The following is a 21,507-nucleotide window of genomic DNA, read 5'->3' as shown; positions in this document are numbered from 1 at the left end:
CTACTCTGGAGGGAGGAGCCCCTGATGACTCTCAAATATCTGCTTGCAGCATCCATGCTGATTACGCCCGCCGCCGCCCTGGCGCAGGACGATGTCCCGCTGATCCCGCGCGAGGACATTTTCGGAAACCCGGAGCGCGCGCAGGCGCGCATCGCCCCCGAAGGCGACGCCATGAGCTTTATCGCGCCGGTCGACGGCGTGCTGAATGTCTGGGTCGCGCCGGAAGGCGATCTGGACGCCGCCGCCGCCATCACCAGCGATGACAGCCGCGGCATCCGCAATCATTTCTGGACGCCCAATGGCGACAGCCTGCTCTACATGCAGGATGTCGGGGGCAATGAGAATTTCCACCTCTATCAGGTGGACCGCGAAGGCGGCGAGGCGCGCGACCTGACGCCGATGGATGGCGTGCGGGCGCAGGTTTACGCCATGAGCTACGACCACCCGGATGAAATCGTGGTCGGGCTGAACGACCGCAATCCGCAGCTTCACGACGCCTGGAAAGTCGATCTTGAGACCGGCGAGCGCGAGCTGGTGTTCGAGAATCCGGGTTATGCCGGCCTGCTGTTCGACGACGAGCTGGCCGTCCGCGCCGCCATGCAGCAAACGCCCGGCGGCGGGTTCAACATCATCTCGCTGGACAGCGAGGAGCCGAAAGTCCTGATCGAACTGGGGCCGGAAGACGCTCTGGCCTCCAACGGCCTTGGCTTCAACGATGCGGGCGATGCGTTCTACATGCTGGACACGCGCGGCCGCGACAAGGCGGCGCTGGTCCTGATCGACGCCGCCACGGGCGAGACGCGCGAAGTGATCGCCGAGTCGGAAGTCGCCGACATTTCCAATGTCCTGTTCGATCCGATGACGAACGCGCCGCTGGCCTATGCGGTGGAGAAGGAGCGTGTGGAATGGACGCCCCTGAACCACGAGATCGCGGAAGATTTCGCCGCGCTGGACGCCGCCCTGACCGGCGACTTCACCGTCACCAGCCAGAGCATGGACAACACGGTCTGGATCGTGGCGGAGGATTCTGCGGAAAGCCCGGCCACTGTCTGGCGCTATGACGCCGTGAACAACAGCGCGGAGCGCCTGTTCACCATGCGCCCGGCGCTTGAAGACGCCCCGCTGCAACCCATGCAATCGGTGACCATTCCGTCCCGCGACGGCATGGAGCTGGTCTCCTATTACACCCTGCCGCCGGGATCGGACGCGGACGGCGACGGCGTTCCGGAGGAAGCCCAGCCGACCCTGCTGTGGGTGCATGGCGGCCCGTGGGCGCGCGATTCCTACGGCTATAATTCCGTCCATCAGTGGATGGCCAATCGCGGCTACGCCGTGCTGTCGGTCAATTATCGCGGCTCCACCGGCTTCGGGAAAAACTTCATCAATGCCAGCCATGGCGAGTGGTCCGGCAAGATGCATGACGACCTGATCGACGCCGTCGACTGGGCCGTCGAGCAGGGCATCGCCAGGGAAGACCAGATCGCCATTGGCGGCGGATCCTATGGCGGGTACGCCACGCTGGTCGGCGTCACCTTCACGCCCGACACGTTCGCCTGCGGGGTCGACATTGTCGGCCCGTCCAACCTGGTCACGCTGATGGAAAGCTTCCCGGAATACTGGAAGCCCTTCCTGGACGCGACCTTCTATCGGGGCATTGGCGACCCGGCGACCGAAGAGGGCCGCGCGGAAGCGGAGAAGCGCTCCCCCATCAACAAGGTGGACGCCATCAGCGCGCCTCTGCTGATCGGCCAGGGCGCCAATGATCCGCGCGTCACGGTGATTGAATCCACCCAGATCGTCGACGCGATGACCGAAAAGGGCATCCCGGTGACCTATGTGGAATACCCGGACGAGGGCCACGGCTTCGGACGGCCGGAGAACTCCATCTCCTTCTTTGCGGTGATGGAAGGCTTCCTGTCCGAGAACTGTCTGGGCGGACGTTACCAGCCGGTCGCCGGCGCGCTGGAAGGCTCCAGCGTGGCGGTGAAGACCGGCGCGGAGGACGTTCCGGGCCTCGCCGAAGCCCTTGAAGGCTTCGAACCGACGGTCGCCAACTAGAGACCTGACTTTACGGGACGGGCGCCGCCTCGCCGCCCGTCCCGGTTTCTGCGCCGGTCCCTGCCAGGACCGGCGCTTTCTTTTTCCAACACAGGCGCGACGCGCTATGGTCCCGCCCATGACCGACGCCGCCGACGCCCCGACCGAATCCTCGCCCCCGCGGCCCTGGCCGGGCGCCGGGATCCTCTACATGATCACGATCCTGCTGTTCTCCGCCCTGATGGGCGCATTCGTGTGGGAGCTGGTGATCGAGCCGGGCCTTGTCGCCATTCGCACGCGCGCCGGTCTGGGCGCGGAGCTGACGGCCTATATCGGCCGGGCCAGCGAGCAGGCGATTCTGCTTTCCCCCGCCCTCTTCCTTGCCTCCGCCCTGTGGTCCGTCTCCGCCATTCTGCGCCGCGCCCGCCTGACAGGCTTCACCTATGCCAGCGCCGGATCGCTGGCCGATGCGGGCGCTGCGATGATGTGGGCGGGCGGCATGGAATTTATCGGCATCCCGACGCTGTGGGCATGGACGCATGACCGGATGGGCCGTGTGGTGCTGGACTTCGATCTCTCGGCGCTGGCCCTGATCGCGCTGGGCGCGACGGTCATTTTTGCTGGTCACGCGCTGCGCCGGCGCACGGTCTAAACCGCCAGCAGGACCGCCCGGGCCAGATAGATCACGCCGATCCCGGTGACGATCAGGCGCGTCCATTTCTTGAAATTGGCGTCAGAGAACAGGTTCAGCACCCGCGTCCCGGCCCAGGTTCCGGCAATGGCCAGTGGCGTGGCCAGCGCCAGCACCCATAAGGGCGGCAGGCCCGCCGCGCTGGCCCCGGCCAGCATGGGCGCGCCGTAATAGGCGATCTTCACGCCATGCGCGATCACCTGGCTGGCCGCCTTTGTGGCGACGATTTCATGGCGCGTCAGCGGCGTGCGCACGAAGAACAGGTCCAGCAGCGGCCCCGACACCCCCGCCGCCACGTTCATCCCGGTCACGCCCAGCCCGCACGCGGCCGCATGCAGCGGCTTTGCCGCATCAAACTCGAACCATGATTTCGGAATCCAGAGCAGACCGGGCAGCAGACCCAGCAGGACGAACACCATGAAGCGCGAGGGCGTGAAGGCGGCCAGCGCCAGCGCGCCAACGGCCGCCGCGGCGCCGATCACATAATACCCCATCACGTCCCAGCGCACATGGCGCAGCAGGAACAGCGCGCGCGATCCGTTGGAGACGCTCTGCACCAGTCCGTGCGTCACCATCGCGGCGGGCACGGGCATGATGAAGGCCAGCACGCCCATCAGCATCAGCCCGCCCGCCATCCCGAAAATCCCGGATATGGCGGCGGTGACGAATACGGCGATGAGAAGAATCGCGATCATGCCCGCCCTGATACGGCGCCCGCGCCGGGCAATCCATCGCGCCCCGGACGCCGCCAAACCGGAAAATCATGCCTGAAAACAATAAATTATATTTTTACAGGAAATAATTATTGTCATACAATAATTTGTATGAGAGCGTCCGGGCCGAAAAGAAAGGACAGGCGCATGAGTGAACGGACAGAAATTTCGAAAGACACGCGGGACAGCGCGCTCTGGCTGAGCGTCGTGGCCTGGGGCCTGTTCGGCCTGATGGCGGTGGATATCGGCAATGTGATCCGTGAGCGCATTGGCGCGCTGAGCCCCGGCGGCGATGGCTGGCTGTATATCGGCAACCAGTTCGGTCTTGGCCTGGTGGAGGCGATGCCCTCCATATTCCTGCTGTTCGCCCTGCTGGGTTTCGCGCATCTGTTTCGCCGTTGCAGCGAGGGGCAGATATTTACCGAACGCAACGTCAAGACGCTCCGCGGGGGCGGCGACTCCCTGCTGCTGGCGGCGGCGGCCAGCGCCCTGGTCACGCCGACGCTTATCGAGTGGATAAGCGGCAATCCCGGCGGCCTGCATTTCCAGGCCAATGACCTGACGCTGGGCGTCGGCGCGATGGGGCTGGCGATCCGCGGCATTGCGCACATCTTCCGCGAGGGCGTCCTGATCAAGCAGGAAAACGACGAGTTCGTCTGATGGCGGCCGAGATTGAAGTAACGCTGGACGTGATGCTGGCGCGCCGGAAAATCCGCTCCAAGGAGCTGGCGGCCGAAATCGGCATGACCGAGGCCAACCTCTCCCTGCTCAAATCCGGCAAGGTGAAAGGCGTCCGGTTCGACACGCTGGCCCGGCTCTGCGAGGCGCTGGATTGCGAACCGGGCGACCTTCTGGCTGTCAAACGCGGCGATTGACCCTAAGGTCATCTCGACCCGGCGCAGGCGCGCCGCTAATCTCGCGCTTGCACAACAGAACTCGCGAAGGGATGGCCGCTAGAATGGATTTCGCACACTCCGAAAAGACGAAGGAATGGATGGACCGCGTCCAGCGCTTCATGGACACGCACGTCTATCCGAACGAGGACACCTATGTCCGGCAGCATGAAGAGGCCGGCAAATGGGAAATCCCGCCCATCGTGGAGGAGCTGAAAGCCAAGGCGCGCGATGAAGGGCTGTGGAATCTCTTCATGCCGGAATCCGAACACGGCGCGGGCCTGACCAATCTGGAATACGCACCGCTGGCCGAGATCATGGGCCGGGTCTCCTGGGCCTCGGAGCTGTTCAACTGCGCCGCGCCGGACACCGGAAACATGGAGGTTCTGGACCGCTACGGCACCGACGCGCAGAAGGAAAAATGGCTCAAACCCCTGCTGGCCGGCGAGATCCGCTCCGCTTTCCTGATGACCGAACCGGCCGTCGCCTCCTCCGACGCCACGAATATCGAGTGCTCGATCACACGTGACGGCGACCATTATGTCGTGAACGGCCGCAAATGGTGGTCTTCCGGCGCGGGCGATCCGCGCTGCGCCATCTATATCGTGATGGGCAAGACGGACCCGGACGCCGACCGCCACAAACAGCAGAGCCAGATTCTGGTCCCCGCCGACGCGGAAGGCGTCGAGGTGAAACGCGCCCTGCACGTCTTCGGATATGACGACGCCCCGCACGGCCACATGGAAGTGGCGCTGAACAATGTGCGCGTGCCGGCGGAAAACCTGATCCTCGGCGAAGGCCGGGGCTTCGAAATCGCGCAAGGGCGGCTTGGCCCGGGCCGCATCCATCACTGCATGCGCACGATCGGCGCGGCCGAGCGGGCGCTGGAGCTGATGGTCCGCCGCCTGATGAGCCGCGAGGCGTTCGGCAAGCGCATTTCCGAACACTCTATCTGGGAGCAACGCATCGCCGAGGCCCGCCTGGAGATCGAACAGGCCCGCCTGCTGACGCTGAAAGCGGCGTGGATGATGGACACGGTCGGCAACAAGGCCGCCAAGGGCGAGATCGCCATGATCAAGGTGGCCGCCCCGCGCGTCGCCCTGAAGGTCATCGACGACGCCATCCAGGCGCATGGCGGCATGGGCGTTTGTCAGGACACCCCGCTGGCGGGCATGTATGCCGGCATCCGCACGCTGAGAATCGCCGACGGCCCGGACGAGGTGCACAATCGCGCCGTCGCCCGGATCGAAATGAAAAGGCTCGGAAACGGCTAAATAATTCAGTGTGTTACGGCTTCATGTCACGTTCAGGCGGGATTTGCTTCTCTATGCTCACGTGAAAAGCACGAGAGAGACGAGAAAAGGATACGCCATGCGCACCGCACTTCTATCGACAGCGTTGGGCGCCGTAGCCATCGCGCTGATTCCTGCGGCGGCCTCGGCTCAGCATTACGGGTCCTCCTACGGCCAGTATGGCCAGGGCGGCTACCAGTATGATTGCGACGACAACCGCGCGGAAAACGCCATCATTGGCGGACTTCTGGGCGCGGTGGCCGGCGGCGTGATCGGCGCATCCGTGGACGATGACGACGACGACCGCTATCGCGGCCGCCGCTACGGCTATAGCCGCCATCGCGGTTACGACCGTCACCATCGCGGCAATGACAATAGCGGCACGGTCGCCGGCGCGGTGATCGGCGGCGCGCTGGGCGCGGCCGTCGGCGCCTCGACCGGCAAGCGCGAATGCGCCCCGGTCCATCGCGGCTACAATGCCGGCTATCAGCAGGGCGGTTACGACCGCTACGGCAATGCCGGCTACTACCCGAACGACCGCTACGCCTATGAGCGTCGGGACGTCTATTATGGCGATGTCCGTCACGACCCGCGCTATGACGACCGCTACTATGGCGACCGTCATGATCCGCGCTACGACGACCGCTATTACGGCAACGCGCAATACGGCTATCAGCAGCCGCAATACGCCCAGCCGCAGGCTCAGGTCTATTCCGCGCAGTCGGTGACCTATAGCAGCGGGCGCAACTACGCCGACGTGCTGGCCGAGCGCCAGGGCGACTATAGCGCGAGCGCCACAACCTACAGCCAGACCACGCCGGAATCGCGCCTGCTGGGCGGCCGGTAGGTCCATCCATCCTTTAAACGGCTGAACTTTATGGCCGGGGCGGCGTTGCCCCGGCCATGTCTTTTGGACCGTCCGAAAAACCGCGAAACACGCTGGACCGCTGGGTCCGTTCGCGCTGGACCACGCCGGCGCTGGCGCTGGGCGAAGTTCTGGAAACCACTATCCTGCCCTGGCCGATCGAGGCGCCGCTGGCGGCCCTCATGTTCGCGCACCGCAAACGCATCCCGCTCTATCTGGCGGTCGTGGTGGCCTCCACGCTGGTTGGCTCGGCCCTGATGTACTGGGCGGGCTACCACGCGGCCGACGCGCTGTCCGGCAATCTGCCCTTCCTCAGCGAACAGGACATGCAGGCGTACGAACAGCGATACGCCGACGCGGGATTCTGGACGATCGTCAGCGGCGGGATTTTCCCCGTTCCGTGGCAAATCGTGACACTTTCGGCTGGCGCGGCCGGCTATAATTTTGGCCTGTTCATGCTGGCCAGCCTGATTGGCCGCGGCCTGCGCTTCGGCCTTCTGGCCGCCGCGGTGGCCCTGTTCGGACCGCAGATCACGGAATTCTGGAAAAATTCCTCCAGGACCCGAAAAACCGCCATCTGGGTTCTGGCGATTGCCGCCGTCTGCGCGTGGATTTTGCTGCTCTTCCTGTAACAGGAATTGAATCGCGCCGCGTCTCAAGCATTGTAGCGGGTATGAAAACTGCGCTCATCACCCACGCCGATTGCCTCGCCCATCAGGTGCCCGACGATAACCCGGAAAAGCCCGAACGCCTGCGCCGCGTTCTGGCCGCCATGGAGGGGCCGGACTTCGCCGATCTGATCCGGCTGGAGGCCCCGCTGGCCGATGACCGCGACATCCTGCGCGTCCATGACCGCCAGATGTGGGCGGAAATGACGGGCAAGGAACCCGCGACGCCCGGCGAGTTTCACGAAATCACCTATGACACTTTCCTGCATCCGGCGCGCTGACCGCGGCCCGCCGCGCCGCGGGCGCAGGGCTGCGCGGGGCGAAGGGCGTGTTCGACGGCGAGTTCGAGGCCGCTTTCTGCGCCGTGCGCCCGCCCGGCCATCACGCTGAACCGCGCCAGATGATGGGGTTCTGCTTCGCCGGGTCCGCCGCCATCGCCGCAATGTGGGCCGTCGAGGAAGGCCACGCCCGCCGCGTCGCGGTGATCGATTTCGACGTGCATCACGGCAACGGCACGCAGGCCGCTTTCTGGAGCCGGCCGGAACTGTTCTTCGGCTCCATCCACAAGGCCCCGCTCTACCCCAATACCGGCCACCCGCATGAGCGCGGCGAGCACGACAATATCCGCAATGCCCCGTTTGGCGCGGGGATCAGCGCGCAGGCCTGGCGCGATCTGGCCGAGGAATCGCTGCTGGGACCGCTGGATGCGTTCGCGCCCGACCTGCTGGTCATCTCCGCCGGGTTCGACGCGCACCGCGACGACCCGCTGGGCGCGGGGCCGGTGACCGAAGAGGATTTTGCCTGGATCACGGACCGGCTCGTCGATATCGCCCGCCGGCACGGTCAGGGGCGGCTTGTTTCCCTGATGGAGGGCGGATACGACTTGGATGCGCTCGCGCGGTCCGCCGCCGCCCATGTGCGCGCGTTGCTGGACGCCTGAAGAGGGGCGCGTCCGGCGCGCAGCTGATCCCCCGCCCTCGGCAGACACGATGAACCATTCGCCGACCCAACCCGGCCGCGAAGATCCGGACTCCCGCGCCGTCATGGCGCCGCCCGCGCCGGGCGCGATCACGCTGGCGCGTCACGGACGGCCGGACGCGGACCGCACGGTGCGGATCAACGCAAAGGGTTATGGGGAGTGGTGGGCGAACTATGACCGCGTCGGCCTGCGTGAGGACAGCAAGCCGCCGCGCGACCTGATCGAGGCAGTGAAGAAGGCCGATATATTGCTGGCCAGCACCCTGCCCCGCGCCATCGCCACCGCCCACGCCGTTGCCGAGCCGGAGCGGATCGAGACTCTGCCGATCTTTGTGGAGGCGCCGCTGCCGCCCCCGCCTTTGCCGGGCCTGTTCCTGAAACCCCCGACCTGGGGCGTGCTGTCCCGGATCGCGTGGTGGCTGGGCTATAGCGGCGGAACCGAATCCCGGCGCGAAGCGGAAGTGCGCGCCGAGTCGGCGGCCGATCACCTGGTCCAGACCGCCGCATCGGGCGCGGAAGTGCTGCTTTTCGCGCATGGCTGGTTCAATCGCATGCTGCGGCCGGCCTTGAAACGGCGCGGTTATGATTGCGTGGTGGACGGCGGCGATTCCTACTGGTCCTATCGCCGTTATGAGCCGGTTCAGAGCCGCGTGGACGGCGCTGACCCCGGCCGTTAAGCTGATTTCAAGCCTGCCCCAAAAGAGAATTATTCATGTCCGATACTGCGGAAAAATCCCCTCCCGACGTCTCCACGCTGAGCTTCGAGGCGGCTCTCAAAGAGCTGGAATCCATTGTCGAGAAACTGGAGCGGGGCGATGTGGAGCTGGAAGAATCCATCGCCATTTATGAACGTGGCGCCGCCCTGAAAAAGCATTGCGAGGACAAGCTGAAAGCGGCCCAGATGAAGGTCGACAAGATCGTCTTCGACGAAGACGGAGCGCCCAAGGCCGAACCGGCCGGGCTGGACTGACCGCGCAATGGCCAAACCCGCAGACGAGATCCAGTTCGACGACTTCCAGAAAGTGGATATTCGCCTCGGCACCGTCGAACGCGCCGAACCCTTTCCCGAAGCCCGCAAGCCGGCTTTCAAGCTCTGGATCGATTTCGGGCCTGACATCGGCGTGAAGAAAAGCTCCGCCCAGATCACCGATCACTATACGGTGGAGCAACTGACCGGACGCCGCGTCATGGCGGTGGTGAATTTCCCGCCGCGCCAGATCGGCCCGTTCATGTCGGAAGTCCTGACGCTGGGCGTGCCCGACGATCAGGGCCGCATCGTCCTGCTGGACATTGACCGCGACGCGCCGGACGGCGCGCGCATGTTCTAGGAAAGAAAGAATCTTGAGGACATGTCGCGCGTGACCACTTTCCACGAACAGCTTGAGGAAACCGCCGACCGCGTGACAGTCGCGCTGGACGCCCTGATCCCGCGCGCCGACGGACCGGAGTCGCGCGTCATCTCCGCCATGCGCTACGCCGCGCTGGGCGGGGGCAAACGCCTGCGCCCCTTCTTTGCGCTGGAATGCGGCCGCCTGTTCGACATGGACGAGCGCAGCCTGCTGCGCGCCGCCGCCGCGCTGGAATGCGTACACACCTATTCGCTGATCCATGACGATCTGCCCTGCATGGACGATGACGACCTGCGCCGGGGCCGCCCCACCGTGCACAAGGCCTATGACGAGGGCACGGCCGTGCTGGCGGGCGATGCGCTGCTGACCCTGGCCTTCGAGATTCTGTCCCACCCGGACACCCACGGCGCGGCGCATGTGCGCTGCGAGCTGGTCTCCCGCCTGGCCCTGGCCTCCGGCGCGCGCGGCATGGTGGGCGGCCAGATGATTGATCTGGACGCGGCCGAGCATGACGAGGCGGACATCCATATCGTCACCCGCATGCAGCGCATGAAGACCGGCGCCCTGATCGCCTACGCCGCGGAAATCGGCCCCGTCATGGCCCGCGCGGACGAGGATGACCGTCAGGCGCTGGCCGGCTTTGCCCATGATCTGGGTCTGGCCTACCAGATCGCGGACGATTTGCTGGACGCGGAAGGCGAGGCTGAACGGGTTGGCAAGGCGGTCGGCAAGGACACCGGCCTAGGAAAAGCCACGTTCGTATCCATTTTAGGTACAGAGAAGGCGCGCGAGCAGGCGCGGATGCTGGCCGAACAGGCCAAATCGCATCTCGATCCGTTCGGATCCCGCGCCGAAGCCTTGAGGGATGCGGTCGATTTCGTGCTAGACCGTTCAAATTGAAGCTCAATCAACGGTCGGTCCCGGCGCGGCGCGGCCGTTAGAAAACGAATAATATGAAGCCCGACACCCCGCTGCTGGACAAAGTTCAAACTTCCGCCGACCTGAAAGGCCTTTCAGTGGCGGAGCTGAAACAGCTCGCCGGCGAATTGCGCAACGAGACCATCGACGCGGTCTCCACCACGGGCGGGCATCTGGGCGCGGGGCTGGGCGTGGTCGAGCTGACGGTCGCCATCCACCACGTCTTCAACACCCCCGACGACAAGCTGATCTTCGATGTCGGTCATCAATGCTACCCGCACAAGATCCTCACCGGCCGCCGCGACCGCATCCGCACCATTCGTCAGGGCGAGGGCCTGTCCGGCTTCACCAAGCGCAGCGAGAGCGAATATGACCCGTTCGGCGCCGCGCACGCCTCCACCTCGATTTCCGCCGGGCTTGGCTTTGCCGTTTCCCGCGACCTTCAGGACAAGGACAATAATGTCGTCTGCGTGATCGGCGACGGCGCCATGAGCGCCGGCATGGCCTATGAGGCGATGAACAATGCGGGCCACCTGAAATCCCGCATGATCGTGATCCTGAACGATAACGACATGTCCATCGCCCCGCCGACCGGCGCGATGAGCGCCTATCTGGCGCGGCTGGTTTCCTCCAAGCCCTATTCGTCCTTCCGCAAGCTGGCCAAGGGCGTGGTGAAGTCCATCGGGCTGGAAGAACCCGTCCGCCGGGCCGAGGAATATGCCCGCGGCATGGTGATGGGCGGCACGCTGTTCGAGGAAATGGGCTTCCACTATGTCGGCCCCATCGACGGCCACAATCTGGAACACCTGGTCCCGATTCTGGAAAACGCCCGCGATCTGGACGACGGCCCGATCCTGGTCCACGCCGTCACCCGCAAGGGCAAGGGCTATGAGCCCGCCGAGAACGCCGCCGACAAGTATCACGGCGTCTCCAAGTTCAATGTCGTTACCGGCGAACAGCAGAAAGGCGCGGCCGGCGCGCCCAGCTATACCAAGGTGTTCGCCAACGCCTTGGTGAAGGAAGCCGAGAAGGACGACCGCGTCTGCGCCATCACCGCCGCCATGCCCTCCGGCACCGGCCTCAATGTGTTTGGCGAGAAATTCCCGGACCGCTGCTGGGATGTTGGCATCGCCGAACAGCACGCGGTCACCTTCGCGGCAGGCCTTGCCGCCGACGGCATGAAGCCGTTCGCCGCCATCTATTCCACCTTCCTGCAGCGCGGCTACGATCAGGTCGTCCATGACGTGGCGATCCAGAAACTGCCCGTTCGCTTCGCCATCGACCGCGCCGGTCTTGTCGGCGCCGACGGCCAGACGCACGCGGGCTCTTTCGATGTGGGTTATCTGGGCGCCCTGCCCGGCATGACTCTGATGGCCGCCTCGGACGAGGCGGAGCTGACCCGCATGGTCGCCACCGCCGCCGCCATTGATGAAGGCCCCAGCGCCTTCCGCTATCCGCGGGGCGAGGCCGAGGGCGTCGAAATCCCCGAGGACGCGCAGCCGCTGGAAATCGGCAAGGGCCGCATCGTCCGCGCGGGCGCCACCATCGCCCTGCTGTCTCTGGGCGGTCGTCTGGGAGAAGCGAAGAAGGCCGCCGACATGCTGGCCGCACAGGGCTTCTCCACCACCGTGGCCGACGCCCGGTTCGCCAAGCCGCTGGACGAGGACCTGATCCGCCGCCTGGCCAGGGAACACGAAACGCTGATCACCATAGAGGAAGCGGCCATGGGCGGCTTCGGCGCGTTCGTTCTGCAATTCCTGGCGCGTGAAGGCGCGCTGGATGCAGGTCTGAAAATCCGAACCCTGCACCTGCCGGACATCTTCCAGGATCACGACAAGCCGTTCCTGCAATATGACGCCGCCGGCCTGAACGCCCGCCATATCGCCGCCAGCGCCATAGAGGCGCTGGGCCGGGGCGACGTCGCCGCCCTGCCGTCCGCGAAAACGGCCTGACGCTCGTTTCAGCTTAACTTCCCGTAATGTGCGGTTCTGTCGCTGGACTTCCCGGCGGCGGACCGTTTTTCTTACGCCCACTATCGGGAGGGATATTCATGAAGATAAAGCGTTTTTCAGCCGCTCTGGCCGCGGCCGCCATCCTTTGCACGCCCGCCGCCATGGCGCAGGACAATGAGTCCGGCGACAGCAGCGCATCCGCCGACATTCCGGAGCCCGCGCAGTCGGAGAAATCCGGCAGCGTCCGTATTGGCGGCCAGACCATCAATTATGATGTCGTCGCCGGCGAGACCTATCTGAAGAACGACAAGGGCGAACCCGTCGCCTCCATCTTCTCGACCTCGTACATCCGCAAGAATGGCGACCGCAGCCGCCCCGTCCTATTCGTGTTCAATGGCGGGCCGGGGTCCGCCTCGCTGTGGCTTCACATGGGCGTCTTCGGCCCAAAACGCGTGGTCATCCCGTCCGACGGCAGCGATGACGGCGCGCCGCCCTACGATCTCGGCGACAACCCCTATTCCATGCTGGACGTGGCCGACATGGTGTTTATCGACCCGGTCGGCACCGGCTGGAGCCGCGCGCTCGGCGACACCGACCCGAAGGATTATTACGGGCTTGAGGAGGACGCGGATTCGCTCGGCCGGTTCATCCGCTTGTGGCTGACCGAGAATGGCCGCTGGAACTCCCCGAAATACCTGGCGGGCGAAAGCTATGGCACCACCCGCGCCGCCGCGCTGATCGACGAGCTTCAGGGCGGCTGGACGGATGTTTCCCTGAACGGCGTGATCCTGATTTCCGCCGTTCTGGACTTCCAGTTCTCCCGCTACGGCAAGGGCAACGAGATGGTCCACGTCTCCTACATACCCTCTTTCGCCGCCATCGCCTGGTATCACGGCAAGATCGACAAGAGCGCGTGGAACAATGATTTCGACGCCTTCACCGAGGCTACCCGCGAATTTGCGATCGAGGAATACGCCCCGGCCCTGCTGAAAGGCGCGATGCTGGAAGACAGCCGCCGGCGCGAAATCATCACGAAACTCTCCGGCTTTACCGGGCTCAGCGAAACCTATCTGCGTCAGGCGAACATGCGCGTGAACAATATGCGCTTCATGAAGGAGCTGCTGCGCGACGAACAACGCTCCACCGGCCGCCTCGACGCCCGCTATACCGGCATCGATTTCGATGCGGCGGGCGAGCGTTTCGACGCCGATCCGTCTTCCTACGGCATTGACGGCGCCTATACGGCGGCGGTGAACGACTATCTGACCCGTGAGCTGGATGTGCCGATCACCCGCGATTACCGCGTGCTGGACGGCGAACCGGGCAGCAACTGGAACTGGTCCGCCAAAGACAGCGGCGGGTGGCCTGCCTACGTCAATGTCGGCCCCTGGATCAGCGAGGGAATGCGCCAGAACTCGGAGCTGCGCATCATGCTCGCTTCCGGCTGGTATGACCTCGCCACGCCCGTTTTCGGCGCCGAGCTGGCTCTGCAGCGCGACGACATCCCGCAGGACCGCATCACCAAAACCTATTACCAGTCCGGCCACATGATGTACGTGCACCAGCCCTCTCTGGAGCAGCTCAGCGAGGACATGCACGACTTCGTGGCGGCGGGTTCGCGCTAGGGCCGATCAGGGCGCGGTCACCCCGGCTCGGGGCACTGAATAAAGACCGCGCCATCGCCCTTGATCGCCACGCCGCCCAGCGTCAGTTCGCCATATTCCGGCGGCATGACGGCCAGACCGTCAACCCCGCGCCCTTCGACGGGAAGTTCAAGCGCGTCGAAAACGAACCGCGGCTCGTCGCCTTGCGCCACATACCCGGTGCGCGGCGAGCCGTTGAGGCTCGTCTCGACCGTGAGATCGCCCGCCGGGTTCAGATTGATGTCGAAGTCTGGCTTACGGCAATCGCCGCCTTTTACGGCCCAGGGATGCTCCAGATAGGCCGTATCGACGCCGTGCGGCTCGCCCGGCTGCATGACCGGGTCTTCTTCGGCCGGCGGAGGGTCTGATTGTCCGTTCTCCGGCGGCGTCTCAGCCTCTTGAGATTGCGGCTCCTGCGCGGCCTCGCAGGCGGTCAGCAGGGCCAGGCCCGTCACGATGGCAATGATTCGCATGAATGGCGTCCTCCTTGCGTTCGTTTCGGAAATCCAACGCAAAGGCCGCCGCGCCTGATCCAGCCGCTATTCAGCCGCCCGCGCATCGCCCGGCGCAGGCCCGGGTTCCGCGCGTTCCGCCCGCCGCATGGTGCGCAGGAAGGGATAGAGCGCGGCCAGTGTCAGCAGCGCCGCGGCCAGGAAGGGCGCGCCCGGGAAATAGACCGGCGCGTCATCCCCCGCGAACACGCCGAACAGGAAGGTGGACATCAGCAACGGTCCGGCGATGGCCGCCAGGCTGCGCAGGCTGGCGATGGCGCCCTGCAATTCGCCCTGCTGGCTGTTGGAGACCTGATTGGACAGGATGCCCTGCATCGCCGGTCCGCCAATGCCGCCAACCGCGCCCACGGCGATCAGCACATAGACCATCCAGCCGGACGTCGCCCAGGCCAGCCCGGCGTAGAAGACGATGCTGATAAGAAAGGCCAGCGTCACGGCCCGCGTCTCGCCCAGCGCCGGTATCGCCACCCGCGTCAGACCGCCCTGCACCGCCGCGCCGGTCAGCCCGACAAACATCAGCGACAGGCCGATTTCCGCCGGCGACCAGGCGAATTTCGCCTCGGCGTAATAGGCCCAGGTGGCCGGAAGGGCGTAATGGCCCAGCTGGAACAGGAACAGCGCCGCGGCCACGCCGATCACCACTGGATAGGCGCGCAGGGTCAGAAGGCTGCCCAGCGGGTTGGCGCGCCTGATGTCAAACGGCCGGCGCTGGGCTTTCGACAGCGTTTCCGGCAGCACGAAGAAGCCATAGATCAGGTTCAGGAAAGCCAGCGCGGCCGCCGCGAAGAACGGGATGCGCGGCCCGATTTCCCCCAGAAAACCGCCCATTGCGGGCCCGATGATAAAGCCGAGGCCAAACGCCGCGCCCAGGATCCCGAAATTGGCGGAGCGTTTTTCGGGCGGGCTGACATCGGCGATATAGGCGCTCGCCGTGGTGAAGGTCGCCCCGAATATCCCCGACAGGAACCGGCCCAGAAACAGCCAGGCGAGGCTGGGGGCCAGCCCCATCAGCCCGTAATCGATCCCGAAGCCCAGCAGGGAAAACAGCAGCACCGGGCGCCGTCCGAAACGGTCCGATAGCGAGCCGACAAACGGCGCAGCAAAAAACTGCACGATGGAATAGAGGAACATCAGCGCGCCGCCGAATACCGCCGCGCGCGCGATCCCCTCCCCCGTCAGCTCCATGATGAGCTGGGGGATGACCGGGATGATAATCCCGAGCCCCGTCACATCGATCAACACGGTGATGAAGATGAACAGGAGCGCGTGCTTGCCGGGCGTCCGCGTCATGGGCGGCCTCTATCGCGCGAATGGGCCGTTTTGCCTAGCGCGCAATTGCCGCGCACGGGACGGCAATCGCAGTCAGTGGCCTTCGAACGACAGCAGGGACTGCATGGCGACGCCCTGACCTTCCAGCCGTTCGCGTCCGCCCAGCTCCGGCAGCTCGATCAGGAAAACCACGCCCGCAATCTCCGCGCCCGACCGCTTCAGCAGTTTCACCCCCGCCTCCGCCGTGCCGCCCGTCGCGATCAGGTCATCGACCAGAAGCACCCGCGCGCCCTTCGGCGCGGCGTCCTCATGCATCTCCAGCTCATCATCGCCATATTCCAGCGCGTAGGACTCGGTCAACGTCCTGTGCGGCAGCTTCCCCTTCTTGCGCAGCGGTATGAAGCCCGCCTTCAGGCGCGTGGCGATGGCCCCGCCCAGGATGAAGCCCCGCGCCTCGATCCCCGCCACAAGGTCGATTTCCTGCCCCGCAAACGGTTCCGCCATGCGGGCTACGGCTTCCTCGAACGCCTCGGCGCGCGCGAACAAGGTGGTTACGTCGCGGAACAAAATTCCCGGCTTCGGGTAGTCCGGGATGGTTCGGATCGTCTCTTTCAGGTTCATGCCCGGCTTCTACTATGATCTTGAGGAAGTTCGAACCCTGAGCTGAAAAAAGACATTTCAAGGAGCAATTATGAGTGGAATCAAAGACAAGGTCGTGGTCATAACCGGCGCCTCCAGCGGCATTGGCGAGGCGATTGCGGAGCGGCTCTCCAAAGACGGCGCCAAGCTGATGCTGGGGGCGCGGCGGGAAGACCGCCTGAAGTCGCTGGCGGAGAAGCTGGGCGGGGACACCGCCTATCACGTCACCGACGTCACCCGCCGCGATGACGTTCAGGCGCTGGCCAAGGCCGCCATCGACAAGTTCGGCCACATCGACGTGCTGATCAATAATGCCGGCGTCATGCCGCTTTCCTTCCTGTCAGAAGGCAAGGTGGATGAGTGGGACAAGATGATCGACGTGAACATCAAGGGCGTCCTTTATGGCGTCGACGCCGTGCTCGGCCACATGCTGGAACGGGAAAGCGGCCAGGTGATCAATATCGCCTCGACCGCCGGCCATCGCGTGGTCAAATCCGGCGTCGTCTATTGCGGCACCAAGCACGCCGTGCGCGCCATTTCAGAGGGCTTGCGGATGGAAACTGCGGGCAAGATCCGCTCGACCATCATCTCCCCCGGCGCGGTGGAGACGGAGCTGGGCAACGACATCTCCAACGACCAGATCAAGGACCGCGTGAAGACGATGCAGAAGGACACCGGCCTGAAGCCGGAAGATATCGCGGAGGCCGCCGCCTACGCGATCTCCCAGCCCGATTCGGTCTCGGTGAACGAGGTTCTGATCCGTCCCACCGTGCAGGAGGGCTGAACGCCCTATTCCGGCGTATCGCCACGCAGGTCCGGCAGGTCGGCGGGGGGATTATTGGGCCACATTTCATCATCGGCCCGGTAGACAATCTCCCCGTCCACCACGGTCATCACCGCCTTGTTGCGCAGAATGTCCTCTTCCGGCTCTGACATCAGGTCATCGCGGAACACGCTGAAATCGGCCCGCATGCCGGGCGCGATCATGCCCAGCTCGTCCTCGCGGAAGCTGGCGTATGCCGGCCAGACCGTGAACATTTTCAGCGCCGTCTGGCGGTCCACCGCTTCCTCAGGCTGCCATCCCTCGCCCTGGAACCCGTCCAGCCCCTTGCGCGCCACCGCGCCATAGAACTCGATCCGGGCGTCGCCGCGCTCAACCGGCGCATCGGAACCTGCGGCGACGATTGCGCCCGCATCAATCAGGCTCTGCCACGCATAGGCGCCCTCCAGCCGTTCCTGCCCCAGCCGGTCGGGCGCGAAATAGAGATCGCCGATGGCGTGGCTGGGCTGCATGGAGGCGATGACGCCCAGGCTGGCGAAGCGTTCGATATCCGCCGGGTCGACGATCTGCGAATGCTCGATCCGCCAGCGCGGATTGCGCACCGCCCGCTCATCCGGCGGGACCGCGACGAAAGCCTGGCTATAGAGGTCCAGCACCTGCCTGTTGGCGGCGTCGCCAATCGCATGCGTGGCGATCTGGATGCCCTCGCGCAGCGCCTTCTCATAGAAGGCCAGCGCCTTTTCCTCGTCCAGGAACAACAGCCCGGTCGTATCGGGCCGGTCCGTATAAGGCTCAAGCAACGCCGCCCCGCGGGAGCCAAGCGCGCCGTCCGCATAGACCTTGTAGGCCCGTGTCACGTTACGGCGGTCCGGGCTGCCCCACGGCCCGTCCTCCAGCAGCACGTCATTGCCCCAGTCCAGGGCGTTGTAGACGCGGATCGGCAATTCCCCGGCGGCCGCCAGCTCGTCCAGGTCCCGCGCCTGCGCTTCGGTCACGGACATGTTGTGGATGCCCGTCCAGCCATATTCGGCCATGGCCTCCGCGCCGATGCGCAGCGCCTCGCGCCGTTCCGCATCGCTCATCTCCTGCACCAGCGCCTCGACCGGCGCCATGGCCGCGTCGATCAGGATGCCGTTCGGCTCGCCGGCTTCGCCGCGCTCGATCCGGCCGCCCTCGGGGTCTTCGCTATCGGCCGTGATGCCGGCCGCCTCCAGCGCCGCGCTGTTGGCGACCAGCGCATGACCGTCGGCGCGGCCCAGCAGCACCGGGCGATCGTCAACGACGCCGTCCAGATCCTCCCGCGTCGGCATCCGGCCTTCCGGCCACTGCGTCTCGATCCAGCCACGCCCGGCGATCACGCCTTCGGGGTGGTCCTCCGCCCAGCGTTCCAGCCGCGCCAGCATGCCGGCCAGCGATTCCGACCCTTCCAGATTCAGCGTCAGCTCCCGCTGGCCAATGCCAATCAGGTGCGCGTGGGCGTCGGTGAAACCCGGAAACATCACCGCGCCGCGCAGATCGACAATCTCGGTCTCCGCGCTGGCCATCTCCAGCGCCGCGTCCTGAGCGCCGGTGAACGCCACCACGCCGTTCGCCACCGCGACGGCTTCCGCCCGGGGCGTGTCCTCGCTTCCGGTATGGATCACGCCGTTGAGGAATATCCGCTCCGGCGCCTCGGCCGGCGCGTCAGCGTCCTGCGCGTTCGCGGCGCAGGCGGAAAACAGGGTCAGGGCGGCGATCAGAAGGCGCATGAAGAACCTCGATACGAAAAGAACGGAATAATGAATTGCCGCGCATAGAAGCGCCCGAACCGGGCGGGCGCAAGGCGGCGCAAATGAAAACGGGCGGCCCGCCATGGACCGCCCGTTTCAAAACCTGGAATTGAAGCCGGTTGCGGCCTACTCGACTTTCTCGAGCAGCGTTTCGCGGTCGGCTTTTTTCAGGGCGCGCTTGATGCGCTGCGCCTGATCGGACAGCTGATCGACCTTGGCTTTCGCCAGATAGTGATCCAGCCCGCCCATCTTGTCGACGGTGCGCAGGGTCGCGGCCGAAACGCGCATGGAGAAGCTGCGGCCCAGCTTTTCCGACGTCAGCGTCACATCGCACAGGTTCGGCAAGAACCGGCGCTTGGTCTTCTTGTGGGAGTGCGAGACATTGTTTCCGGAAACCGGCCCAATACCCGACAATTCGCAGCGGCGCGCCATGGCGTCACGTCCTCTCGATGTTTGCGTTTCGCGCAAAAAACCTTATTTCGCGCCAAGCGTCCAATGCCTGTCGCGGAAGCGGGGCATTTAGCCTTATGCCCGAAGCGGGTCAAGACACAGGGGCACTGGAAAGGCGCCCCGCGCGCGCCAAAGACTTTTTCACGCCGTAATTGCGGGATTAAAACACGCCCATGAGACACAAGCCATTCCTTCTTGCGCTGGCCTCGGCCGCCATGCTGGCCGCGCCGCAACAGGCGAAGACCGCTGATGACGCGCCGCAGGCTTCCAGCGAAACGCTGCTGCCGCGCGCCATCGACGCGCAATATTCCGGCTATCTGCTGGGCATCAAGGTATTGAACGCCTCGCTGGACGCCCGGCTTTCCGGCGGCGAATACGAATCGGACGCGCTGTTCGAAACGGCGGGGCTGGTGCGCTGGTTCAAGAAGGCGGAGATCGAGGCCGAGGTGGAGGGCGAGATGGATCGCTCCTACCCCAAGCCGAAAAACTATCGCCACATGAACGCGGCCGGGTCCAAGGACCGCACGATCGAGATCACTTTCACCGGCGATGACGTGATCTCCGACGTGAACCCGCGCTTTGGCAGCATGGGACAGCCCCCCGCCACCCGCGAGGAACGGCTGGAGGCGGTCGACGCCCTGTCCGCCATCCTGCAGATGGCGCTGAACGCCAACCGCCACGCGGACCGCCCTTGCGGCTATGACGCCCGCGTCTTCGACGGCAAGCAGCGTTACGATCTGCGCATGATCTATGAGGGCGATTACGAGGCGAAGCTGAAGGGCTATAAAGGCCCTGTTACCTCCTGCAATGTCTATTATATCCCCGTTTCGGGCTTCGACCCGGAAGACCTGCCGGACGAGGATATGGAGAATACGCCCCTGCGCGTGTGGTTCGCGGACACCCCGTCCTACGGCGTATCCATGCCGGTGCGGTTCGAGCTGCAGCTGGATTTCGGCAAGGCGGTGATCGAGATTCGCGATCTGGACATTGCGATGGGCGACTCGCTGGCCGGCGCCGACGCGCTAGACTGAAGGCCTTCTGATTCGAGGAGAGCTGCAAACATGAGCGCGCTCCAGACGACTCTGCGCGCCGCGCTGGGCCCGACCAATACCGGCAAGACGCATCTGGCGGTCGAGCGCATGCTCGGCCACCCCACCGGCATGATCGGCCTTCCGTTGCGCCTGCTCGCCCGGGAAATCTATGACCGGGTCGTGGCCGCCAAGGGCGCGGGCGCCGCCGCCCTGATGACCGGCGAGGAAAAGATCGTCCCCGGCAATCCGCGCTACTGGATCTGTACGGCGGAGGCGATGCCGCTGTCCCAGCCGGTCAGCTTCATGGCCATCGACGAGGCGCAGCTGGCCGCCGATCCCGAACGCGGCCACATCTTCACCCACCGCATGACCGGGTGCCGGGGAACACAGGAAACCATGATCCTGGGCGCCGAAACCCTGCGCCCGCTGGTCCGCCGCCTGGTCCCGGAGGCGGAGATCGAGACGCGGGAGCGATTTTCCACCCTCTCCTATGCCGGGCACAGCCGCATCACCGCCCTGCCCCGGCGCTCCGCCATCGTCGCCTTCTCGGCGGAGGATGTTTACGCCATCGCCGAACTGATCCGCCGCAAGCGCGGCGGCGCGGCCGTGGTGATGGGCGCGCTCAGCCCCCGCACCCGCAACGCGCAGGTGGAGCTGTTCCAGTCCGGCGAGGTGGATTACCTCGTCGCCACCGACGCCATCGGCATGGGCCTGAACCTGAATGTCGATCATGTCGCCTTCGCCCGCCTCACCAAGTTTGACGGCCGCAAGCGCCGCCGCCTCGTCCCCGCGGAGATGGGCCAGATCGCCGGCCGCGCGGGCCGCTTCCGCCAGCCCGGCACGTTCGGCACGACCGGCGACGCGCCGGAGCTGGATATCGAGGACGTCAAGCGTCTGGAAAACCACCAGTTCAAACCTCTGGAGCGGCTGGAGTGGCGCAATTTCGATCTCGATTTTTCGTCGATGGACGCCCTCAACGCCTCGCTGAACCGCCCGACGCCGGACGAGGCGCTGGTCCGCGTCCGGCACGCGCTGGACGAACAGGCCCTGCAAATGC

General features: G+C 65.2%; 24 protein-coding genes. 18 read left to right on the top strand and 6 right to left on the bottom strand.

Going from position 1 to position 21,507, the window contains the following annotated elements; translation table 11 throughout:
- Nucleotides 1–24: 24 nt before the first annotated feature.
- Together H2040_RS01695 and H2040_RS01690 are read left to right on the top strand one after the other, a co-directional pair.
- Nucleotides 25–2,058: a S9 family peptidase gene (locus tag H2040_RS01695; RefSeq protein WP_287153834.1), complete on the top strand. Its 2,034-nt coding sequence runs from the start codon at nucleotides 25–27 to the stop codon at nucleotides 2,056–2,058.
- Nucleotides 2,059–2,176: 118 nt separating this feature from the next.
- The gene (locus H2040_RS01690; protein ID WP_287153832.1) at nucleotides 2,177–2,689 is read left to right on the top strand and encodes a hypothetical protein; all 513 of its coding nucleotides are present in this window, start codon (nucleotides 2,177–2,179) and stop codon (nucleotides 2,687–2,689) included.
- Here the strand turns inward: H2040_RS01690 and H2040_RS01685 are convergent.
- Nucleotides 2,686–3,423, bottom strand: a complete 738-nt coding sequence (locus H2040_RS01685; protein WP_287153830.1) for a TSUP family transporter — start codon at nucleotides 3,421–3,423, stop codon at nucleotides 2,686–2,688. The genes H2040_RS01690 and H2040_RS01685 overlap by 4 nt on opposite strands.
- A 165-nt stretch (nucleotides 3,424–3,588) precedes the next feature.
- On the opposite strand from H2040_RS01685, the gene H2040_RS01680 reads away from it, so the two are divergent.
- From H2040_RS01680 to H2040_RS01620, 13 genes are all read left to right on the top strand, one after another.
- Nucleotides 3,589–4,101, top strand: coding sequence for a DUF2975 domain-containing protein (locus tag H2040_RS01680; RefSeq protein WP_287153828.1), 513 nt, complete (start codon nucleotides 3,589–3,591; stop codon nucleotides 4,099–4,101).
- Nucleotides 4,101–4,316, top strand: coding sequence for a helix-turn-helix domain-containing protein (locus tag H2040_RS01675; RefSeq protein WP_022696388.1), 216 nt, complete (start codon nucleotides 4,101–4,103; stop codon nucleotides 4,314–4,316). The genes H2040_RS01680 and H2040_RS01675 overlap by 1 nt, the downstream gene beginning before the upstream one ends.
- Nucleotides 4,317–4,399: 83 nt before the next feature.
- Nucleotides 4,400–5,608 carry an acyl-CoA dehydrogenase family protein gene (locus tag H2040_RS01670; RefSeq protein WP_022696387.1) on the top strand — a complete coding sequence of 403 codons (1,209 nt, stop codon included), beginning with the start codon at nucleotides 4,400–4,402 and terminating at the stop codon, nucleotides 5,606–5,608.
- Nucleotides 5,609–5,705: 97 nt separating this feature from the next.
- Entirely contained in the window at nucleotides 5,706–6,473 is a 768-nt protein-coding gene (locus H2040_RS01665) for a hypothetical protein (protein ID WP_287153822.1), read from the top strand.
- A 56-nt stretch (nucleotides 6,474–6,529) separates the two neighbouring features.
- Nucleotides 6,530–7,123 carry a YqaA family protein gene (locus H2040_RS01660; protein WP_287153820.1) on the top strand — a complete coding sequence of 198 codons (594 nt, stop codon included), beginning with the start codon at nucleotides 6,530–6,532 and terminating at the stop codon, nucleotides 7,121–7,123.
- A 41-nt stretch (nucleotides 7,124–7,164) separates the two neighbouring features.
- Nucleotides 7,165–7,440 (top strand): arginase family protein, encoded by a 276-nt coding sequence (locus H2040_RS01655; RefSeq protein WP_287153818.1) that lies wholly within the window; start codon nucleotides 7,165–7,167, stop codon nucleotides 7,438–7,440.
- A gap of 47 nt (nucleotides 7,441–7,487) precedes the next feature.
- Entirely contained in the window at nucleotides 7,488–8,099 is a 612-nt protein-coding gene (locus H2040_RS01650; protein ID WP_287153815.1) for an arginase family protein, read from the top strand.
- 49 nt (nucleotides 8,100–8,148) lie between these two features.
- A complete protein-coding gene (locus H2040_RS01645) occupies nucleotides 8,149–8,814 on the top strand; it encodes a histidine phosphatase family protein (protein WP_287153813.1) in 666 nt (221 codons plus the stop codon).
- 35 nt (nucleotides 8,815–8,849) lie between these two features.
- Nucleotides 8,850–9,107: an exodeoxyribonuclease VII small subunit gene (locus H2040_RS01640; protein ID WP_287153811.1), complete on the top strand. Its 258-nt coding sequence runs from the start codon at nucleotides 8,850–8,852 to the stop codon at nucleotides 9,105–9,107.
- A gap of 7 nt (nucleotides 9,108–9,114) precedes the next feature.
- Nucleotides 9,115–9,465, top strand: coding sequence for a tRNA-binding protein (locus H2040_RS01635; RefSeq protein WP_287153809.1), 351 nt, complete (start codon nucleotides 9,115–9,117; stop codon nucleotides 9,463–9,465).
- A gap of 30 nt (nucleotides 9,466–9,495) precedes the next feature.
- Nucleotides 9,496–10,386, top strand: coding sequence for a polyprenyl synthetase family protein (locus H2040_RS01630; RefSeq protein WP_287153807.1), 891 nt, complete (start codon nucleotides 9,496–9,498; stop codon nucleotides 10,384–10,386).
- Between the two features lie 53 nt (nucleotides 10,387–10,439).
- Nucleotides 10,440–12,356, top strand: a complete 1,917-nt coding sequence (dxs, locus tag H2040_RS01625; protein WP_287153805.1) for a 1-deoxy-D-xylulose-5-phosphate synthase — start codon at nucleotides 10,440–10,442, stop codon at nucleotides 12,354–12,356.
- A 98-nt stretch (nucleotides 12,357–12,454) separates the two neighbouring features.
- Nucleotides 12,455–13,981, top strand: coding sequence for a S10 family peptidase (locus H2040_RS01620; protein WP_287153780.1), 1,527 nt, complete (start codon nucleotides 12,455–12,457; stop codon nucleotides 13,979–13,981).
- A gap of 17 nt (nucleotides 13,982–13,998) precedes the next feature.
- Here H2040_RS01620 and H2040_RS01615 read toward each other — a convergent pair whose 3' ends face one another.
- The 3 genes from H2040_RS01615 to H2040_RS01605 form a co-directional block, all read right to left on the bottom strand.
- Nucleotides 13,999–14,472 carry a hypothetical protein gene (locus H2040_RS01615; protein WP_287153778.1) on the bottom strand — a complete coding sequence of 158 codons (474 nt, stop codon included), beginning with the start codon at nucleotides 14,470–14,472 and terminating at the stop codon, nucleotides 13,999–14,001.
- Between the two features lie 66 nt (nucleotides 14,473–14,538).
- Complete coding sequence (locus H2040_RS01610; protein ID WP_287153776.1) at nucleotides 14,539–15,801, bottom strand: TCR/Tet family MFS transporter; 1,263 nt, start codon at nucleotides 15,799–15,801, stop codon at nucleotides 14,539–14,541.
- A gap of 72 nt (nucleotides 15,802–15,873) precedes the next feature.
- A complete protein-coding gene (locus tag H2040_RS01605) occupies nucleotides 15,874–16,401 on the bottom strand; it encodes an adenine phosphoribosyltransferase (RefSeq protein WP_287153774.1) in 528 nt (175 codons plus the stop codon).
- A 70-nt stretch (nucleotides 16,402–16,471) separates the two neighbouring features.
- Between H2040_RS01605 and H2040_RS01600 the strand changes: the two genes are divergently transcribed.
- Nucleotides 16,472–17,203 (top strand): SDR family oxidoreductase, encoded by a 732-nt coding sequence (locus H2040_RS01600; RefSeq protein WP_287153772.1) that lies wholly within the window; start codon nucleotides 16,472–16,474, stop codon nucleotides 17,201–17,203.
- A 5-nt stretch (nucleotides 17,204–17,208) separates the two neighbouring features.
- On the opposite strand, the gene H2040_RS01595 is transcribed toward H2040_RS01600, so the two are convergent.
- Entirely contained in the window at nucleotides 17,209–18,948 is a 1,740-nt protein-coding gene (locus H2040_RS01595; RefSeq protein ID WP_287153770.1) for an amidohydrolase, read from the bottom strand.
- Nucleotides 18,949–19,095: 147 nt separating this feature from the next.
- On the bottom strand, nucleotides 19,096–19,401 hold the full coding sequence (gene rpmB, locus H2040_RS01590) for a 50S ribosomal protein L28 (RefSeq protein ID WP_022696372.1): 306 nt from the start codon (nucleotides 19,399–19,401) through the stop codon (nucleotides 19,096–19,098).
- A gap of 191 nt (nucleotides 19,402–19,592) precedes the next feature.
- Between rpmB and H2040_RS01585 the strand changes: the two genes are divergently transcribed.
- Together H2040_RS01585 and H2040_RS01580 are read left to right on the top strand one after the other, a co-directional pair.
- A complete protein-coding gene (locus H2040_RS01585; RefSeq protein WP_287153766.1) occupies nucleotides 19,593–20,450 on the top strand; it encodes a DUF3108 domain-containing protein in 858 nt (285 codons plus the stop codon).
- A 30-nt stretch (nucleotides 20,451–20,480) separates the two neighbouring features.
- Nucleotides 20,481–21,507, top strand: a 1,027-nt coding sequence (locus H2040_RS01580; RefSeq protein ID WP_287153764.1) for a helicase-related protein, incomplete at its 3' end; no start/stop codon positions are given.

This window comes from Euryhalocaulis sp. (genome assembly GCF_013911995.1).
Classification (GTDB): Bacteria; Pseudomonadota; Alphaproteobacteria; order Caulobacterales; family Maricaulaceae; genus Euryhalocaulis; species Euryhalocaulis caribicus.
Note: the sequence above shows the minus strand (reverse complement) of the source record. Positions and strands in the feature narration are given on the sequence as shown.

Bases quoted from the DNA above. Each gene is read 5' to 3' on its own strand.
- H2040_RS01695 (WP_287153834.1), top strand. From the start codon at position 25: ATGACTCTCAAATATCTGCTTGCAGCATCCATGCTGATTACGCCCGCC.
- H2040_RS01600 (WP_287153772.1), top strand. From the start codon at position 16,472: ATGAGTGGAATCAAAGACAAGGTCGTGGTCATAACCGGCGCCTCCAGC.
- H2040_RS01660 (WP_287153820.1), top strand. From the start codon at position 6,530: ATGTCTTTTGGACCGTCCGAAAAACCGCGAAACACGCTGGACCGCTGG.
- dxs (WP_287153805.1), top strand. From the start codon at position 10,440: ATGAAGCCCGACACCCCGCTGCTGGACAAAGTTCAAACTTCCGCCGAC.
- H2040_RS01665 (WP_287153822.1), top strand. From the start codon at position 5,706: ATGCGCACCGCACTTCTATCGACAGCGTTGGGCGCCGTAGCCATCGCG.
- rpmB (WP_022696372.1), bottom strand. From the start codon at position 19,401: ATGGCGCGCCGCTGCGAATTGTCGGGTATTGGGCCGGTTTCCGGAAAC.
- H2040_RS01655 (WP_287153818.1), top strand. From the start codon at position 7,165: ATGAAAACTGCGCTCATCACCCACGCCGATTGCCTCGCCCATCAGGTG.
- H2040_RS01685 (WP_287153830.1), bottom strand. From the start codon at position 3,423: ATGATCGCGATTCTTCTCATCGCCGTATTCGTCACCGCCGCCATATCC.
- H2040_RS01635 (WP_287153809.1), top strand. From the start codon at position 9,115: ATGGCCAAACCCGCAGACGAGATCCAGTTCGACGACTTCCAGAAAGTG.
- H2040_RS01595 (WP_287153770.1), bottom strand. From the start codon at position 18,948: ATGCGCCTTCTGATCGCCGCCCTGACCCTGTTTTCCGCCTGCGCCGCG.
- H2040_RS01670 (WP_022696387.1), top strand. From the start codon at position 4,400: ATGGATTTCGCACACTCCGAAAAGACGAAGGAATGGATGGACCGCGTC.
- H2040_RS01585 (WP_287153766.1), top strand. From the start codon at position 19,593: ATGAGACACAAGCCATTCCTTCTTGCGCTGGCCTCGGCCGCCATGCTG.
- H2040_RS01615 (WP_287153778.1), bottom strand. From the start codon at position 14,472: ATGCGAATCATTGCCATCGTGACGGGCCTGGCCCTGCTGACCGCCTGC.
- H2040_RS01610 (WP_287153776.1), bottom strand. From the start codon at position 15,801: ATGACGCGGACGCCCGGCAAGCACGCGCTCCTGTTCATCTTCATCACC.
- H2040_RS01620 (WP_287153780.1), top strand. From the start codon at position 12,455: ATGAAGATAAAGCGTTTTTCAGCCGCTCTGGCCGCGGCCGCCATCCTT.
- H2040_RS01680 (WP_287153828.1), top strand. From the start codon at position 3,589: ATGAGTGAACGGACAGAAATTTCGAAAGACACGCGGGACAGCGCGCTC.
- H2040_RS01675 (WP_022696388.1), top strand. From the start codon at position 4,101: ATGGCGGCCGAGATTGAAGTAACGCTGGACGTGATGCTGGCGCGCCGG.
- H2040_RS01645 (WP_287153813.1), top strand. From the start codon at position 8,149: ATGAACCATTCGCCGACCCAACCCGGCCGCGAAGATCCGGACTCCCGC.
- H2040_RS01605 (WP_287153774.1), bottom strand. From the start codon at position 16,401: ATGAACCTGAAAGAGACGATCCGAACCATCCCGGACTACCCGAAGCCG.
- H2040_RS01690 (WP_287153832.1), top strand. From the start codon at position 2,177: ATGACCGACGCCGCCGACGCCCCGACCGAATCCTCGCCCCCGCGGCCC.
- H2040_RS01640 (WP_287153811.1), top strand. From the start codon at position 8,850: ATGTCCGATACTGCGGAAAAATCCCCTCCCGACGTCTCCACGCTGAGC.